The sequence below is a fragment of the Thioclava arctica genome, assembly GCF_040892615.1.
In the GTDB taxonomy this organism is placed as follows: Bacteria; Pseudomonadota; Alphaproteobacteria; order Rhodobacterales; family Rhodobacteraceae; genus Thioclava; species Thioclava arctica.
The window spans coordinates 1-15409 of sequence record NZ_JBFRYC010000005.1; the positions used below are offsets into that span (position 1 = coordinate 1).

Genomic DNA, 15409 nt, shown 5'->3' on the forward strand with positions numbered 1-15409 from the left:
AAGTCAGAACGCCGGTCTTTTTGCTCACCAGCGTCATCGCTGCGGCGCCCAGTCCGACAACAGCTGCGGTCAGAACAACCCAGTCAACGGTCACTGCGCCGTCTTCTTCGTTGTGGAACTTCTTGAGTTTGAAAAATTTCATCATGGGTCTTCTCCAGGGTTTGGTTGCAAGGCCCGCGTCCTTTCGGCCTCAGCCTTGCGTCGCGGTATGTCTATATTCTGACGCTCAAAAACGGCCGGAATTGGGCGTAACACGATCTCTTTCAAGGTATTTCCCGCGCAATTCTGTGCTTTGGCTATGCTGGGACAGGAAAAAGCCGCCCCGAAGGAGCGGCTTTGTTGCGCTGCAAGGCGTCGCCCTGGAAGCGCTGATTATTTCGCGAAGTCGGTCGCGATCGAAGCCGAACCGAGATAGTTGCCAATGCTCGAGGTCAGAACGCCGGTCTTTTTGCTCACCAGCGTCATCGCTGCGGCGCCCAGACCAACGACGGCTGCGGTCAGCACAACCCAGTCAACGGTCACTGCGCCGTCTTCTTCGTTGTGGAACTTCTTGAGTTTGAAAAATTTCATCATGGGTCTCTCTCCTAGGTTTGCTTTGCACATCCGCGGTTCGAGTTCTCGACCAGTCCTGACCTTGGTCCCCGTCTTGCGGCATGAGGACATAAGGAACCCAGAAGGTGGCGGGATTGGGGCAAGGTTCGGGCGTTTTTACGAATGCTTAACTTTTATGGGGCGATATGGTTAAGCTTTTGTAATAAAACGATAAACCAATTTTACTAATTTTTGTCCGTGAGGCGCATTGCTGTTGCCCGGTCGCCTCTTTGCCGCGAATCGTCCCGCTGAGTGCTTGATTCTCTAGATTTTTTTGCCCGGTTTTGCCTATAAACGCATCAGACGTGGCCGATAGAGCTGCGCGGGGCAACGAGCGGGTGGCGCAATGCGCGCGATACAAGCAGTGACGATTGCGGTCTTTGCGGCGATGGCCGCATTGCCGGCCCGGGCCGATATGTCCGCGCCGACGGGGAGCCATTGGCAGGCAAAGCGTTTGGTGCCGCCCAAACCGGGCACCAAGCAGTTCATCACGATTCAAATCGACCCCGTTGAGCAAAAGCGCGAACTCGCCGCGATGGCGAATGCCCCCTGGCAGCCCTTGACCAAGCCGTCCGCCGATACCGATACAAAGTCGAGCACCGGGCCAAGTGCACCCAAAGGTCGCGCGAAATATTCTTGGTATTGGAAAATGATCTCGCCCAAGATCGAAGACCGCGCGGGGCGCTTTGACTCTGCGGTGGCCGCTTTGTCGCAAGGACCCAAAGGCGTGGGGGTGAACGCGCCGCGTTTGGCGGATCTGGCCCAGATCGCGCGCGCCCACGGCAGAGATATTCTAAAGGCCACGATCGGCACCGAAGTTTCGCCCGCGCTTGTTCTGGCCATGATCTCGGTGGAATCAGGAGGCAACCATGCGGCGGTCAGCCATGCGGGGGCGGTTGGGCTGATGCAATTGATCCCGGCCACTGCCGATCGCTTTGATGTCGCAGATAGCAAGGACCCAGCGCAGAACATTTCGGGTGGCGTCACCTATCTGGACTGGCTGATGAAAGAGTTTGACCGCGATCCGCTGATGGTCATTGCGGCCTATAACTCGGGCGAGAACAACGTGAAGAAGAATGACGGCGTTCCGCCCTTTGCGGAGACGCGCGACTACGTGCCCAAGGTGCTGGCGGCCTGGGCGGTCGCGCGTGGCTTGTGCATGACGCCGCCGCAGCTGGTCAGCGATGGCTGTGTGTTTCGAGTGAAAGGCTAGGAATGGATCAGAAAAGACCGCTTGTGCTTGATGTCGACGGCACATTCTTGAGAACCGATCTTTTGTTCGAAGCGTTCTGGGCTGGGTTGGGTCGTGCGCCGTTCCCGACATTGCGCGCGGCAGCCCGGTTCTTTTCGCAGCCCGCCAAGCTCAAGGCCGAATTGGCGCGCATCGTGACCTTGCGCCTTGATCTGATGCCGGTGACGCCTTCGGTGGCCGCCGAGGTCAGGCAGGCGCAGGAAGAGGGGCGCGAGATTGTGCTGGCCTCGGCTTCCGATGAGACACAAGTCAAGGCGCTGGCTGCGGCGCATGGTTTATCCGAACATGTCTTTGCCTCCGATGGGGAAACCAATCTTAAGGGCGCGGCCAAGGCGCAGGCTTTGGTTAATGCCTATGGTGAGAAAGGGTTCGACTACGCGGGGAACGAAGCCACTGATATGGCGATCTGGACCCATGCCGAGCGTGCGCTGGTCGTGGGTGATGTTGCAGCGGCCAAATCTTTGCCCAAGGTTAGTGAACTTGAGGGCGGTTGGTCGTGGCGCGCGCTCATCAGGGCGATTCGGCCCCATCAATGGGTCAAGAACGTGCTGCTCCTGCTGCCGCTGATCGCGTCACACCGCTTTGACATGATCACGCTGGGGCCGATCTTGCTGGGCATCATCGCGTTCTCTTTCGCGGCCTCCTCAATCTATATCATCAACGATCTGCTCGATCTCGAAGCGGACCGGCTGCATCCGACGAAATGCCGTCGTCCCTTTGCGAGCGGGGCCGTGCCGATTAAAATTGGCATGATGGCGTTCGTGGTGCTCGCGCTCGGCGCGCTCGCTATTGCCGGGGCACTCAACACGGCCTTCTTCGGCATCGTGGTGCTTTATATGCTCACGTCGCTGGCCTATTCGTTGAAACTTAAACGGATGCGCTGGGTCGATATCGCCACGCTCGCCTCACTTTATACGATACGCGTCGTGGCGGGGGCGGCGGCAGGGCAGGTCGATGTGTCCGTCTATATGCTGATCTTCATCTTCCCGGTATTTATCGCGCTGGGATGTGTCAAACGGCTGACCGAATTGACGCTTGCTACCTCGGACGAGCGCTTGCCCGGGCGCGGCTATGGTCGACAAGATCGGGGCGATTTGTTGAACGTCGCGGGGCTGGGCGTGTTTGCTGCGCTGTTGGTGTTTTTTCTCTACAGCGTCTCGGTTCAAGGCGAGATGTTATATCCCGACACCTGGCTGATGTGGATCGCGATGATCCCGCTGGGCTGGTGGTTGATCCGAATGGTTGCGCTGGGCTGGTTTGGCAAACAGGATTACGACCCGATCGTCTTTGCCATGCGTGACAAATTCGGGCTGGGGCTGATCATGATCATGCTGTCGCTGATGTTTTGGGCGGCTGGCCTTTGGGCGATCTGGTTCGGCGGCTAAGTATGGCGGCGCGCTGGGGGTTTCACACCCCCAGACCCCCGTGGAGTATTTCGCGCTAGATGAAAGAAATCCTCATTTCATCTAGCTCAAAATACTCCCGCCGGAGGCATCCAACGCTGAGGAAAAGCCTCAGATCGACATTTTCTTGAAAATCGGTTCGGGAATGACGCGGATAATCCCCATCACGAGCCGCCAGATTTTGCGTGTATAAAGAACGTTGGTTTTACGCTTCAGGCCGTTGAGGATGTCCTCGGCCACCGCGTCCGGCGTGGTCATGAGCGGCAGTTTCATGCCGTAGGTCATGGGCGTGTCCACCGGGCCGGGTTTGATCGTCATCACATGTACGCCCGAGCGGCCCAGCCGGTTGCGCAGCCCCGAGAGATAGGTGGCAAAACCCGCTTTGGCGGCGCCATAGACATAGTTGCCCAGCCGTCCGCGATCCCCCGCGACCGAGCCCACGCCCGCAATCGCGCCGCAGCCGCGTTCCTCCATCAAGGGGGCAAGCATCGTCAAGAAGGTCGCAGGGCCCGTCAGGTTGTCGGCCAGAACGCCTTCGATCATGTTCGGATTCGCGTCGATCACCTCTTGGTCGGGCATTGAGCCGGTGAAAACGGCGCAGTTCAGTTCGCCCTCTTCATCGCGCAGCCGCGCAATAAGCTGGCCGTAATTGCTGGCGTCGCGCGCATCAAAGCTCATCACCTCGGCCATACGAGCTCCGCGCAGGCGGCAATCGGCGGCGATTGCCTCGAGCTCGCTTATATTGCGACCTGCCAGAAACATTGCGTGGCCTTGGGCGGCGAGTTTGCGGATCACAGCGCGGGCAATTCCCGAGGTTGCGCCCAAGATAATCCAACTGCTGTTCATGTCGCACTCCTAAGTTTCAACCGGCGGGTCATGTCGGTTTCCAATGCCCCCGCCGGGTCGGCCTTGGCCACTTCTGTCTGCCATTTCGGCAAGTCTGGATACATCGCGGCGATCTGTTCGCCTTGAGCCAGACTGTCCTTGGCGAAATATAGTCTGCCCCCCGCCTCGGCAGCGCGCGCCTCGAGCCGTTTGATCAGGTCGCGCGCGGCGGGGCGATTGGGGAAATCGATGGCGAGTGTATAGCCCTCCATCGGGAAGCTGAGATACCCCGCGCGACCCGGTCCCATCCGTTTGAGAACGGCCAGTGGGGAGGCCAGCCCAGATCCCGCGATTTCAGCCAGCATCGCGCGCAGGCTGTCTGCGGCCTCAAGCGGCACGACGCATTGAAACTGGTGAAAGCCGCGCTTGCCATAAAGCCGGTTCCAGTCGTGGATCTTGTCGAGCGGGAAGAAAAAATCTTGCAATGGGCGCACGACCGAGCGGCCCCGCGCGGGCACGCGGTGAAAATACGCCCAGTTGAAGGCGCGCACGACGGGGGCTGCCAATGCGAAATGCGGGGCGTCCAGCGGCACTTTGCGCGTGCCCTTTCGCGGCTTTACAAGGCCCGCGGCGCTTTCGCCTTCTTCGACAATCCCGCGCCCAAGTGCATCGCCCGTTGCGGTGGCGTCGATCCAGCCCACGGTGTAGCTGGCGGTGGAGGCATCCAGCAGCGCCAGATGGGTCTCCCAATCGGGCGCGCGGCGTTCGGTCACCAGCATCACATCGCCTGCGCAGCGCTGCATCTGGATCGTCGCGCGCAAGATCACGCCAGTTTGGCCAAGCCCGCCCAGCGTTGCCTTGAACAGCGCAGTGCCCGGTTTCACGATCCGTTCGCGGCCCTTTTGCAGCAAAACGAGTTCGCTAACATGTTGGCCAAAGCTGCCCATATGATGGTGGTTCTTGCCATGCACATCTTGCGCAATACAGCCGCCGATCGTGGCGAACCCGGTGCCGGGCATCACGGCGGGCAGCCATCCGCGCGGCGCGAAGGCGCTCGCGATTTCGCCGATCCGTGCGCCCGCCTCGACCTGCAACTGGCCAGTGTCGGGATCAAAGGCGATGAAGCGGTCAAGGCCGCTCATATCCACGGCGCGGCCATCGGAATTGAGCGCAGCATCGCCGTAAGAGCGACGCATGCCAAAAGCCGGCGCGGCTTCGAGCCGGTTTAGGGCCGCGCGTGTATCCGGGCGCGCAATCGCGCCTTTGGCACGCAGTGCGCGGCCCCAACCGGCATATTCGCTGTCTTTCCAGTCCATCATACTGCTCGTGTCATGGGGCCTTATATGCGGCCCTTTTGAGAGGCGCGCTCGGCCAACGGAAACACCGCCAGACCGATTGCGATGGCAAACCACAAGGTGGTCAGCCGAATAATGGCGGTGGCGGGCACCGAGACTTCAAGCGGCACACCATCGAGCGAGAGCAGCGCGACCATTGCGGCCTCTGCACCGCCTAGCCCGCCGGGCGCGCCCGTCAGCCCGCCTGCCAAAGTCGAAAAGACAAAGATCGCGACCGCTTTCCACAGCCCGATATCGGCCCCCATCCAGCCCAAAAGCAGATGAAAGGCATAGCCCTCGGCCAGCCAGCCGATCAGGCCAAAGCCGAGCGCGATGATCAGCGTGGGTCCATGGGTAAAGCGGTTGAGCGAGCGTGCCGCCCCGCGCGCGCGGGCAAAGATGCGCGCAGCCCGGCCGCTGGCGCGGTACGAATAGGTGATCAGCGCGGCCAGAAGGCGCGGGCGCGTGACAATGATCGCCGCGCCAAAGGCCAGCAGCGTGACAGGCAATGCGCCCGCGATCCCGCCTGCGGCAAGCGAAACCGACAGCCCCAAGATGAGCGCCATCACGGCCAAATCTCCGGCACGATCCATCAGCACCAGCGGCGCGGTGCGTTCCACCGCCCAACCGGTTTCGCGTTTGAGCCAGCGCATCCGCACGAGTTCCCCAACGCGTCCCGGGGTGACCGACATCGCGAACCCACCCAGGAAGTGGCGCGTGTTCTGGATCAGAGTGGTGGGCAGGCCAAGACGGCGCGCCAGCACATGCCAGCGCAGGCTGCGCAACAGGTAATTGGCCAGCGACAGGCCCAAAAGCCCCGCAATTTGCCACAGATGAAGGCGCGAAATCTGGGCCAGCGTTTCGCGCCATCCGGTGGCCGAAACCAAGCCGATCAGCCCGGCCCCCAGCAACGCCAAAAGTCCACCCAGCAATGCGCGGTCGCGCCATTTGCGGGGCAGGGGTGGGCTTGGGGCCGGAATATCAGAACTGGTGCTGCTCATTTGCCCCGAATTTAGCGACAGATCGGGGCAGGAATATGGCGTTGTTTCGCAAAGGGCGACAAAATTTAAGGGGCGGCTCGTGATAAGCCGCCCCCTTTCAGATGTTTGGCGCTCAGGGCTTAGCCCAACACGGATTTCACAGCCTCTGCGGTGGTCGCAACGATCTGATCGGCCTCGGCTTCGGTAAGACAAAGCGGCGGCGCGAAGCCCAAGATATCGCCCTGCGGCATTGCCCGCGCGATCACGCCGCGCTCGACCATTGCACCCGCCAGTTTCGCGCCGATCTTGTCGGCGGGATCAAAGAAGGTCCGGGCATTGCGATCTTTCACGAACTCAATCGCGCAGAGCATCCCCTCGCCGCGCACATCGCCGACATGGGCATGATCGCCAATCGCGTCGCGCATCGCATCGTTAAGGTATTTGCCCACCGATCCAGCATTGGCGACCAGCCCCAGCTTGTCGATCAGGCGCAGGTTGGCCACGCCCGCCGCCGCCCCGATCGGGTGCGCCGAATAGGTCCAGCCATGGCCGATCGGGCCATTTTCATCGGTGCCTTGTTCCAGCACTTTCCACATCTTCTCGCCCACGATGGAACCCGAGAGCGGCGCGTAGGCCGAGGTCAGCCCCTTGGCGATGGTGATCAGATCGGGCTTCATGCCGTAGTGATCCGAGCCAAACATCGTGCCGAGCCGGCCGAACCCCGTGACCACCTCATCCGCGACCAGCAAGATGTCGTGCTTGTCCAACACGGCCTGAATCGCGGGCCAATAGCCTGCGGGCGGGGGCACGATGCCGCCTGTGCCCAGAATCGGTTCACCGATAAAAGCCGCGATGGTGTCTGCGCCCTCGCGCGCGATCAGCGCCTCAAGCTCGGCCACGCAATGGGCGGTGAATTCGGCTTCGGACATCTCGGCCTTGGGGCGGCGGAAGTAATAGGGCGCCTCGGTATGGATCACCTGCGCCAGCGGCAGGTCGAATTTCTTGTGAAACAGCTCAAGCCCGGTCAGCGAGCCGGTCATCAAGCCGGACCCGTGATAGCCCCGCCAACGCGAGATGATTTTCTTCTTCTCGGGGCGGCCAAGGATGTTGTTGTAATACCAGATCAGCTTGACGTTGGTTTCGTTCGCATCCGACCCCGACAGGCCAAAATAGACCTTGGACATGTGGGCGGGCGCGCGCTCCAGCACCATATGGGCCAGCGTGATCGAGGCCTCGGTGCCGTGCCCGACATAGGCGTGATAATAGGCGAGTTCCTTGGCTTGCTCGGCAATCGCCTCGGCAATCTCGGTGCGGCCATAGCCGACATTCACGCAATACAGCCCCGCGAATGCATCCAGCAGCTTGTTGCCGTCGCGATCCTCGATGAACACACCATTGCCGCCAGTGATGATCCGGGTTGGGGATTCGCCGCGTGCATGCTGGGCGAGATGGGTCGAGGGGTGGAAAAAGCTCTCGCGGTCCCATTTGTCGAGTTGGTCATTGGTCAGCATTCTGTCTCCTTTGGCGGTCGGGCCGGGTCGCGGCACATATCGGTTCCGCCCAACTCACGCGAGTTGGGGGGATTCGAGTCCTCTCGAGACTGACGGAATTCCGGAGGGATGGCAGTCCAAAAGGACTGCTTCGGCGCTGGATGCGGACTGAAATTGTCGCCCGCGCTAGTCCGATTGGCCTGCAAGCAGGGCGAACGGCGGGGCGGCGGGGCCTTTGACCTGCTTGGTCACGATATAGGTGAAATAGCGCCCGATCCCGATCCGGGCATCCAGCATCGTGTCGATCAGGGTTTGGTAGGATTCGATATCGCGGGTGATGATCTGCAGCAGATAGTCGAAACCGCCCCCCAGCGCCCAGCAGCCCACGACCTCATCATGGTGATCAAGCGCGCGCTCAAAGCGCTGGAAACTGGCCGCAGTGTGATCGCTCAGTTCGGCGGCCACGAACAGCGTCACATGCGGGCCAAGTTTACGCAGGTTGAATTCGGCGGAATAGTGGGTGATCAGCCCATGCTTTTCCAGCTTCTTCAGCCGTTCCCAAGCCGGGGTGGCCGAGAGGTTGATCTTCTCGGCGAGAACCGCCTTGGAGACGCGCCCCTCGCGCGCCAAAATACGCAGAATTTCGATATCGCGATGGTCGAGCTTAATCATGCGGCTGACCCTACACCGCTTTTCGGGGCTGTCCATCCTCCGAAGTGATGCCCCTTCGAATCGGCTATTTGCGCTATCGTTTTGCCCTGAATCATTTTGGGGGATGGGATCATGAAAGCTTTGGTTTGGGCCATTTTCCTGCTGGCTTTGCCCAGCGTGGCACCCGCACAAAGTTTCAATTGCGCCAAAGCGAGCAGCCCGGCGGAAAAGGCGATTTGCGCCAATCCGGGCTTGGGAAAACTGGATGTGGCGCTGAGTGCGGCCTATGCCAGCCGTCTGAAGTCGCTTTCAAAGGCAGATCAGGGGGCGCTGAAGGCGGAACAGCGCGCGTGGGTTCAGGTGCGCAAGGCCTGTTATGGCAACCCCGATTGCCTGCGCCCGTTGATGGCCGATCGCATTGCCGCGCTCAAGGCACCGATGCGCGATGCGGGGCTGAAACCTGTGGGCACTTGGTGTGCGCGCAATGGTCAGGCGGGGTTGTCGCTTTTGCCAGCGGGGGGCGGTTTGTCGCTGTCTTACATCTCCTTTGGGGCGAACGGGCATAGCTGTTCGATCATGGGGCCGTTACGCGCGCGCGGTGCGAGTTGGTCGGGCAAGCCTTCGGGCTGTCCGGTCACGGTGACGGGTATGAATGGCAATGTGATGATGGAGGTGGTGACAGAGGATCCGGGCTGTCAGGCCAATTGCGGGGCCCGCAGCGCGATCAGTTCGCAACAATGGATCGCGACGGAGCGTCAGCCCGGGCCACCGCGCGAAATCACGATGGAGGGCAATAGCCCCTGCTTTTGAGCGCAGCAAAAAGGGCGGCCTGCAAGCCGCCCTTTGCACAATGTTTCGATCACGCGATCAGTTGACGATGGTTGCCTCGGTCGCGGCGCGCAGCTCTTGCTCGGTGACGCCATCGGCCAGCTCGAGCAGTTTCAGCCCACCCTCAACCACATCGAGAACGCCCATATTGGTGATGATGCGGTTGACCACGCCGGTACCGGTCAGCGGCAGGGTGCAGGCCTTGAGCACCTTGCTCTCGCCATGCTTGTTGGTGTGATCCATGACCACGACAACCCGACCGACGCCCGCGACCAGATCCATCGCGCCGCCCATGCCCTTGACCAGCTTGCCGGGAATCATCCAGTTCGCCAGATCGCCGTTTTCGGCCACTTCCATTGCGCCCAAAATCGCCATCGCGATTTTGCCGCCCCGGATCATGCCGAAACTGGTCGCGCTGTCGAAATAGGCGGTGTTGGGCAGTTCGGTGATCGTCTGCTTGCCAGCATTGATTAGGTCGGGGTCTTCGTCGCCCTCATAGGGAAACGGACCCATGCCCAGCATGCCGTTTTCCGATTGCAGCGTGACGTTCACGCCCTCGGGGATAAAATTGGGCACCAGCGTCGGGATGCCGATCCCTAGGTTCACATAGGTGCCGTCTTGCAGTTCCTTGGCAGCGCGCGCCGCCATTTGATTGCGATCCCACATGGTTTAGGCCTCCCGCTTGCGCGTGGTGCGCTGTTCGATGCGCTTTTCCTGCTCGCCCTGAATGAGGCGATGCACATAGATACCCGGCAGGTGGATGCAGTCGGGATCAAGCGAGCCCACGGGCACGATCTCTTCGACCTCCATCACGCAGGTCTTGCCACACATCGCAGCCGGCGGGTTGAAGTTGCGCGCGGTCTTGCGGAAAATTGCGTTACCGGTTTCATCGGCTTTCCACGCCTTGACGATCGAGACATCGGCGAAGATGCCCTCTTCAAGGATATAGGTTTCGCCGTTGAAATCCTTGTGCTCTTTGCCCTCGGCAATCACCGTGCCCACGCCAGTTTTGGTGTAAAAACCCGGAATGCCGTGACCGGCGGCGCGCATGCGTTCGGCCAAAGTGCCCTGCGGGTTGAATTCCAGCTCCAGCTCGCCTGACAGATACTGACGCATGAATTCCGCGTTCTCGCCGACGTAAGAGGACATCATTTTCTTGATCTGTTTGGTGTCAAGCAGTTTGCCCAGACCAAACCCGTCCACGCCGCAATTGTTGGACGCGATGGTGATGTCTTTGACCTTGCTCTCGACCAGCGCGTCGATCAGCAGTTCAGGAATGCCGCACAGGCCAAAGCCCCCGGCCGCGATCAGCATTCCGTCGAAGAGCAACCCATCAAGGGCTTCCTTCGCAGAACCGTAAACCTTGTTCATCGATTTCCTCCGCTCATTTGCGCGCGACTTTCGCAAGGGGGCGGGGGTGAGTCAATTGCCGCAATGCAGCAAGTCATGGCGTTTGCGATAAATTTCTTGCGCACCAAGGGCAGGGTGTGCGCCCGACGCTTTGAGCCGGGCGCAAGATGCAGGGGCGTGGCGGCGGTCTCATTCGTCCTTGGGCGCTGCCTTTTTCGCAGGCGCTTTCTTGGCGGCTGGTTTTTTGGCTGCAGGCTTTTTCGCCGCCGGTTTCTTGGCCGCAGCCTTTTTCGGGGCGGCTTTTTTCTTCGCGCCACCTTTTTTGGCGGCTTTCGCCTCGATCATGGGCAGCGCGTCTTCCAGTGTGACCGCCTCGGGTTCGATGTCATTGGGCAGGGTGGCGTTGATCTTGCCCCATTTCACATAAGGCCCGTAGCGCCCCGGCATGACCTGCACCGGGCCGCCATCGGGATGCTCGCCCAATTCCTTGATCGGCGTGGCCGCAGCGCCACGTCCGCCCTTAGCGGCCTTTTGCGCAAGCACCTCGACCGCGCGGTTCATGCCGATGGTAAAGACCTCGTCGACATCAGCGATATTGGCGTAGACCCGCCCGTGTTTCACATAAGGCCCGTAGCGCCCGATCGAGCTCTCGACCATCTCACCATCTTCGGGATGCGGACCGATTTCGCGCGGCAGGCTGAGCAGCATCAGCGCCTTTTCAAGGTTGATTTCTTCGGGCTTCCAGCCTTTGGGCAGCGAGGCGCGCGGTGGTTTGGGGGCTTCTTCGGTGGGTTCGCCCTTTTGCACATAGGGGCCAAAGCGGCCCACGCGCAGGGTGATGGGCTGGTCGTCATCATAGCCCAGAACCTTGCCGTCTAACGCCTGCAACTCGTCATCGCCATCGGGTGCCGACAGAGGCCGGGTAAAGCGGCATTCGGGATAATTGCCACAGCCGATAAAAGCACCGCCCGAGCGCGCAGTTTTCAAGTGCAGCTGGCCCTTGCCACACAGCGGGCAGACGCGCGGGTCAGATCCGTCGGCGCGCGGCGGATAGAGATGCGGGCCGAGAACCTCGTCGATCTTATCGAGAACCTCGGTAATGCGCAGCTCGGACGTTTCGGCCAAGGCGGCCGAGAAATCGCGCCAAAACCGTTCCAGCACGTCCTTATAGTCGCGATCGCCCGCCGAAATATCATCCAGCTGATCTTCCAGATCGGCGGTGAAATCATATTCGACATAGCGTTTGAAATAGTTGCTCAGGAAAGCCGTCACCAGCCGCCCGGTATCTTCGGGGATCAGCCGGTTCTTGTCCTTGCGCACATAGCCGCGATCCTGAATCGTCGTTACGATCGAGGCATAGGTCGAGGGCCGCCCGATGCCGAGCTCTTCCATCCGCTTGACCAGCGTGGCCTCGGTGTAGCGCGGCGGGGGCTGGGTGAAATGCTGCGCACCCAGCACCGCGCCCTTGGCGTCGATGATAGCCGCCGGACAGCGGCGCAGAGCATCACCCGCTTCGGTTTCGATCACGGCATCCGCGTCGCCCTTGGCTTTGGTAAACGCCTCCTCGAACGAGGCTTTCGCCGGGCTCAGCGCCTCGCCCTGTGCGATTTGCGGCAGGCGGTTGGCGTCCTCGCCCTCATCATCGTCGCGGCCCTGGTCATAGACCTTGAGGAACCCATCAAACGTCACGACAGACCCAGTGGCGCGCAGCTCGACCTGATTGTCGGCAGACCCGATCAACACGGTGGTGCGCTCGAACCGCGCGGCCTCCATCTGGCTGGCAATCGTGCGCTTCCAGATCAGGTCGTAAAGTTTGAACTGATCATCAGCGAGCTTGAGCTGATCGGGGCTTTTGGCCATCTCGGTGGGGCGAATACATTCATGCGCCTCTTGCGCGTTCTTGGCCTTGTTCTTGTAGATGCGCGGGCTGTCGGGGACGTATTTCGCGCCGAACTTGTCCTTGATCGCCTCGCGCGCGGCTGTCACGGCCTCGGGGGCCATATCGATGCCGTCGGTCCGCATATAGGTGATGTGCCCGGCCTCATAGAGCCGCTGCGCCGCCGACATTGCGGCCTTGGCACCCATGCCGAATTTGCGGCTGGCTTCTTGTTGCAGCGTCGAGGTCATGAACGGCGGGTAGGGGTTGCGCGAAGCGGGCTTGGCCTCCACCGAGGTCACCGCCAGATCGCGCGAACTGACCGCCTGCACCGCCATTTCGGCGGAGGTTTCATTGGCCAGGTCGTATTTTTCCAGTTTCTTGCCGCCCAAAATCGACAGCCGTGCCTCGAATTCCTGACCGCGCGGGGTCAGCAGTTTCGCCGCCACGCTCCAGTATTCGCGCGCCCTGAACGCCTCAATCTCCATCTCGCGATCTACGATCAGACGCAGGCAGACCGATTGCACGCGCCCCGCCGATTTCGCGCCGGGCAGTTTGCGCCACAAAACGGGCGACAGGTTGAACCCAACGAGGTAGTCCAGCGCGCGGCGGGCCAGATAGGCCTCGACCAGCGGCGCATCGACCTGACGGGGGTGCTTCATCGCCTCGAGAATCGCGGTTTTGGTGATCGCGTTGAAGGTCACGCGGCTGACATTCTTCCCTTTGAGCTTTTTCTCCAGCGCCTCTTGCAGGTGCCACGAAATCGCCTCGCCCTCGCGATCAGGGTCAGTTGCGAGGATCAGCGTGTCGTCATGCGCCAGCGCGTCGGTGATCGCCTTCATGTGCTTTTTGGAGTCGCTCGCGACTTCCCATTTCATCTCGAAACCGTTGTCGGTATCGACCGAACCATCCTTGGGAGGCAGGTCGCGAACGTGTCCGAAAGAGGCAAGCACAGTATAGTCAGACCCCAAGTATTTGTTGATCGTCTTGGCCTTGGCAGGGGATTCGACGACGACAACGGCCATAATGGTCCTCACAATTCTTGGGCTAAATGCTCTGGGCGCGGAACATGTGGGGGTTTGGGGGCGATTGTCAATGCGGCGGTTTTCGTGAACCTTGCAGGAAACGCTGTGGGGCTGTTCAATGAGTGCACTCGGTTGGCACGGGGGGTGTGCGATGCGATGGATAGCTTTGACGGTTGGTCTTTCGGTGCTTTTGGCGACGCTCGCGGGTGCGCAGGGCTGGCATGAACCCAAACGTGGCACGGTAGAGCGAAAGGCGCTGATGGATGCGCTGCGTGGCCCTGCGCAGTCGCTGTTTGGGGCGCCGGTGGAATTTGTCGTGGGTGAGTTGCGGGTGTCGGGCAATCTCGCCTTCGCGATGGTGCGCGCACAACGCCCCGGCGGCATTCCGATCCAGATTGAAACAACCCCCGGATGGGCGCGCAACGAATTCATGTATGACGCGGATCACACCTCGGGTCAGGCGCTGTATCGCAAAGAAGGCGGGCGCTGGGTGGTGAAAGACTATACCTTTGGCGCGACGGATGTCTGGTGGTCCTATGGGCCGATTTGCAAGGTGTATCGTCCGGTGATTGCGGATGTCTGCCAAGGGATGTGAGCGGTCTACATCGGCAAGCTGATCAATCCGCCGGGGTGGCGGGTGACATGGCCTTCGATCTCTAAAACGACAATCGCGCGAGAGAATTGCGCGGCATCGATACCCAGATCGCGGATCACCTGATCTTCGGCGACGGGCGAGGGCGTGAGACATCCTGTGATGCGATCTTCCAGTCTGTGCGGGCTTGGCGGCGCATTTAAGGCGTCGCGTTCGGGGCTTGTGGCGGGCGAGGGGATTGCGACGGGGGCCGGGGGCTCTGTCACCGCTTGCAACGCGGCCAGCACATCTTCGGACCCGCGCACCAAAATCGCGCCATCGCGGATCAACAGGTTGCACCCGCCCGCGCGGCCATCCATCGGGTGACCCGGCACGGCCATCACCTCGCGCCCCTGATCGAGCGCATCGCGTGCCGTGATCAGACTGCCGGATTTTGTCGCCGCCTCAACGACGACAACGCCCGAGGACAGCCCTGAAATGATCCGGTTGCGTTGCGGGAAGTGGCGCGCCTGCGGCTGCGTGCCGGGCGGGTTTTCTGACAGGCGCAGGCCCTGTTCGCCAATCTGCGCCGCCAGTTTCGCGTTCTCTTGGGGGTAGATCACCTCGATACCGCCCGCCTGCACTGCGATCGTGCCGGTGGGGAGCGCGGCCTGATGCGCAGCCGTATCAATGCCGCGCGCAAGGCCCGACACCACGGTGATGCCTGCCTCGCCCAGCCCTTCGGCGAGGCGACGCGCCATGCGCAGCCCCAGCGACGAGGCATTGCGCGCACCAACCATCGCAACCATCGGACTGTGCAGCAACTCGATGCGCCCCAGCGCCCAGAGGACGGGCGGCGCATCGTCGATCCCTGCAAGATCATGCGGATAGGCTTGCGTGCCGTAACAGATCAGCTGTGCTCCAGCGCGACGCCCAGCCTTGATCTCGGCAAGTGCCACACCTTCGGGACAAGTCTGATAATCGGCCACACCAGCGGCGCGCGCCACTTCGGGCAAGGCGGCCAGCGCGGCCTGCGCCGTGCCATGTTCGCGGATCATGCGGTGAAAGGTCGCCGGCCCAACCCGACGAGAACGAATGAGGCGGAGGACAGACAGTTCATCTTCTTCCGTGGTGGGTGGGGTGAAGGGGGTGGGGTAAGAAAACAAATCTGCTTTCATCCAATCCTCCGCCTCAATCGCATCTCCTTTGTGACTCGTTAGTGTTAACAAGTCG

The 15409-nt window shown here is 61.0% G+C and carries 14 protein-coding genes; 4 read left to right on the top strand and 10 right to left on the bottom strand.

Annotated elements, in window-relative coordinates; translation table 11 throughout:
• Window positions 1-372: 372 nt before the first annotated feature.
• Window positions 373-570, bottom strand: a complete 198-nt coding sequence (locus tag AB4874_RS09765; RefSeq protein WP_438273467.1) for a hypothetical protein — start codon at window positions 568-570, stop codon at window positions 373-375.
• A 367-nt stretch (window positions 571-937) separates the two neighbouring features.
• Between AB4874_RS09765 and AB4874_RS09770 the strand changes: the two genes are divergently transcribed.
• The gene (locus AB4874_RS09770; RefSeq protein ID WP_438273464.1) at window positions 938-1804 is read left to right on the top strand and encodes a lytic transglycosylase domain-containing protein; all 867 of its coding nucleotides are present in this window, start codon (window positions 938-940) and stop codon (window positions 1802-1804) included.
• 2 nt (window positions 1805-1806) lie between these two features.
• Window positions 1807-3228 carry a UbiA family prenyltransferase gene (locus AB4874_RS09775; RefSeq protein WP_368391850.1) on the top strand — a complete coding sequence of 474 codons (1422 nt, stop codon included), beginning with the start codon at window positions 1807-1809 and terminating at the stop codon, window positions 3226-3228.
• A 129-nt stretch (window positions 3229-3357) separates the two neighbouring features.
• On the opposite strand, the gene AB4874_RS09780 is transcribed toward AB4874_RS09775, so the two are convergent.
• The 5 genes from AB4874_RS09780 to AB4874_RS09800 form a co-directional block, all read right to left on the bottom strand.
• Entirely contained in the window at window positions 3358-4092 is a 735-nt protein-coding gene (locus AB4874_RS09780; protein ID WP_368391851.1) for an SDR family oxidoreductase, read from the bottom strand.
• Window positions 4089-5387 carry an FAD-binding protein gene (locus tag AB4874_RS09785; RefSeq protein ID WP_368391852.1) on the bottom strand — a complete coding sequence of 433 codons (1299 nt, stop codon included), beginning with the start codon at window positions 5385-5387 and terminating at the stop codon, window positions 4089-4091. The genes AB4874_RS09780 and AB4874_RS09785 overlap by 4 nt, the downstream gene beginning before the upstream one ends.
• Window positions 5388-5410: 23 nt before the next feature.
• Entirely contained in the window at window positions 5411-6406 is a 996-nt protein-coding gene (locus tag AB4874_RS09790; RefSeq protein WP_368391853.1) for a lysylphosphatidylglycerol synthase transmembrane domain-containing protein, read from the bottom strand.
• 119 nt (window positions 6407-6525) lie between these two features.
• The gene (locus AB4874_RS09795) at window positions 6526-7896 is read right to left on the bottom strand and encodes an aspartate aminotransferase family protein (protein WP_368391854.1); all 1371 of its coding nucleotides are present in this window, start codon (window positions 7894-7896) and stop codon (window positions 6526-6528) included.
• 165 nt (window positions 7897-8061) lie between these two features.
• Window positions 8062-8544 (bottom strand): Lrp/AsnC family transcriptional regulator, encoded by a 483-nt coding sequence (locus tag AB4874_RS09800; protein WP_368392040.1) that lies wholly within the window; start codon window positions 8542-8544, stop codon window positions 8062-8064.
• A gap of 114 nt (window positions 8545-8658) precedes the next feature.
• Here AB4874_RS09800 and AB4874_RS09805 point away from each other — a divergent pair, with 114 nt between their 5' ends.
• Window positions 8659-9336 carry a lysozyme inhibitor LprI family protein gene (locus AB4874_RS09805; RefSeq protein WP_368391855.1) on the top strand — a complete coding sequence of 226 codons (678 nt, stop codon included), beginning with the start codon at window positions 8659-8661 and terminating at the stop codon, window positions 9334-9336.
• A gap of 57 nt (window positions 9337-9393) precedes the next feature.
• Here the strand turns inward: AB4874_RS09805 and AB4874_RS09810 are convergent, their stop codons facing one another.
• From AB4874_RS09810 to topA, 3 genes are all read right to left on the bottom strand, one after another.
• Window positions 9394-10020, bottom strand: a complete 627-nt coding sequence (locus tag AB4874_RS09810; RefSeq protein ID WP_295536509.1) for a 3-oxoacid CoA-transferase subunit B — start codon at window positions 10018-10020, stop codon at window positions 9394-9396.
• 3 nt (window positions 10021-10023) lie between these two features.
• Window positions 10024-10725, bottom strand: a complete 702-nt coding sequence (locus AB4874_RS09815; protein WP_368391856.1) for a CoA transferase subunit A — start codon at window positions 10723-10725, stop codon at window positions 10024-10026.
• Between the two features lie 168 nt (window positions 10726-10893).
• Window positions 10894-13605: a type I DNA topoisomerase gene (topA, locus tag AB4874_RS09820; protein ID WP_368391857.1), complete on the bottom strand. Its 2712-nt coding sequence runs from the start codon at window positions 13603-13605 to the stop codon at window positions 10894-10896.
• Window positions 13606-13756: 151 nt separating this feature from the next.
• Between topA and AB4874_RS09825 the strand changes: the two genes are divergently transcribed.
• Complete coding sequence (locus AB4874_RS09825; RefSeq protein ID WP_368391858.1) at window positions 13757-14200, top strand: hypothetical protein; 444 nt, start codon at window positions 13757-13759, stop codon at window positions 14198-14200.
• A gap of 5 nt (window positions 14201-14205) precedes the next feature.
• Here the strand turns inward: AB4874_RS09825 and dprA are convergent, their stop codons facing one another.
• The gene (gene dprA, locus AB4874_RS09830; protein WP_368391859.1) at window positions 14206-15354 is read right to left on the bottom strand and encodes a DNA-processing protein DprA; all 1149 of its coding nucleotides are present in this window, start codon (window positions 15352-15354) and stop codon (window positions 14206-14208) included.
• Window positions 15355-15409: the final 55 nt, after the last annotated feature.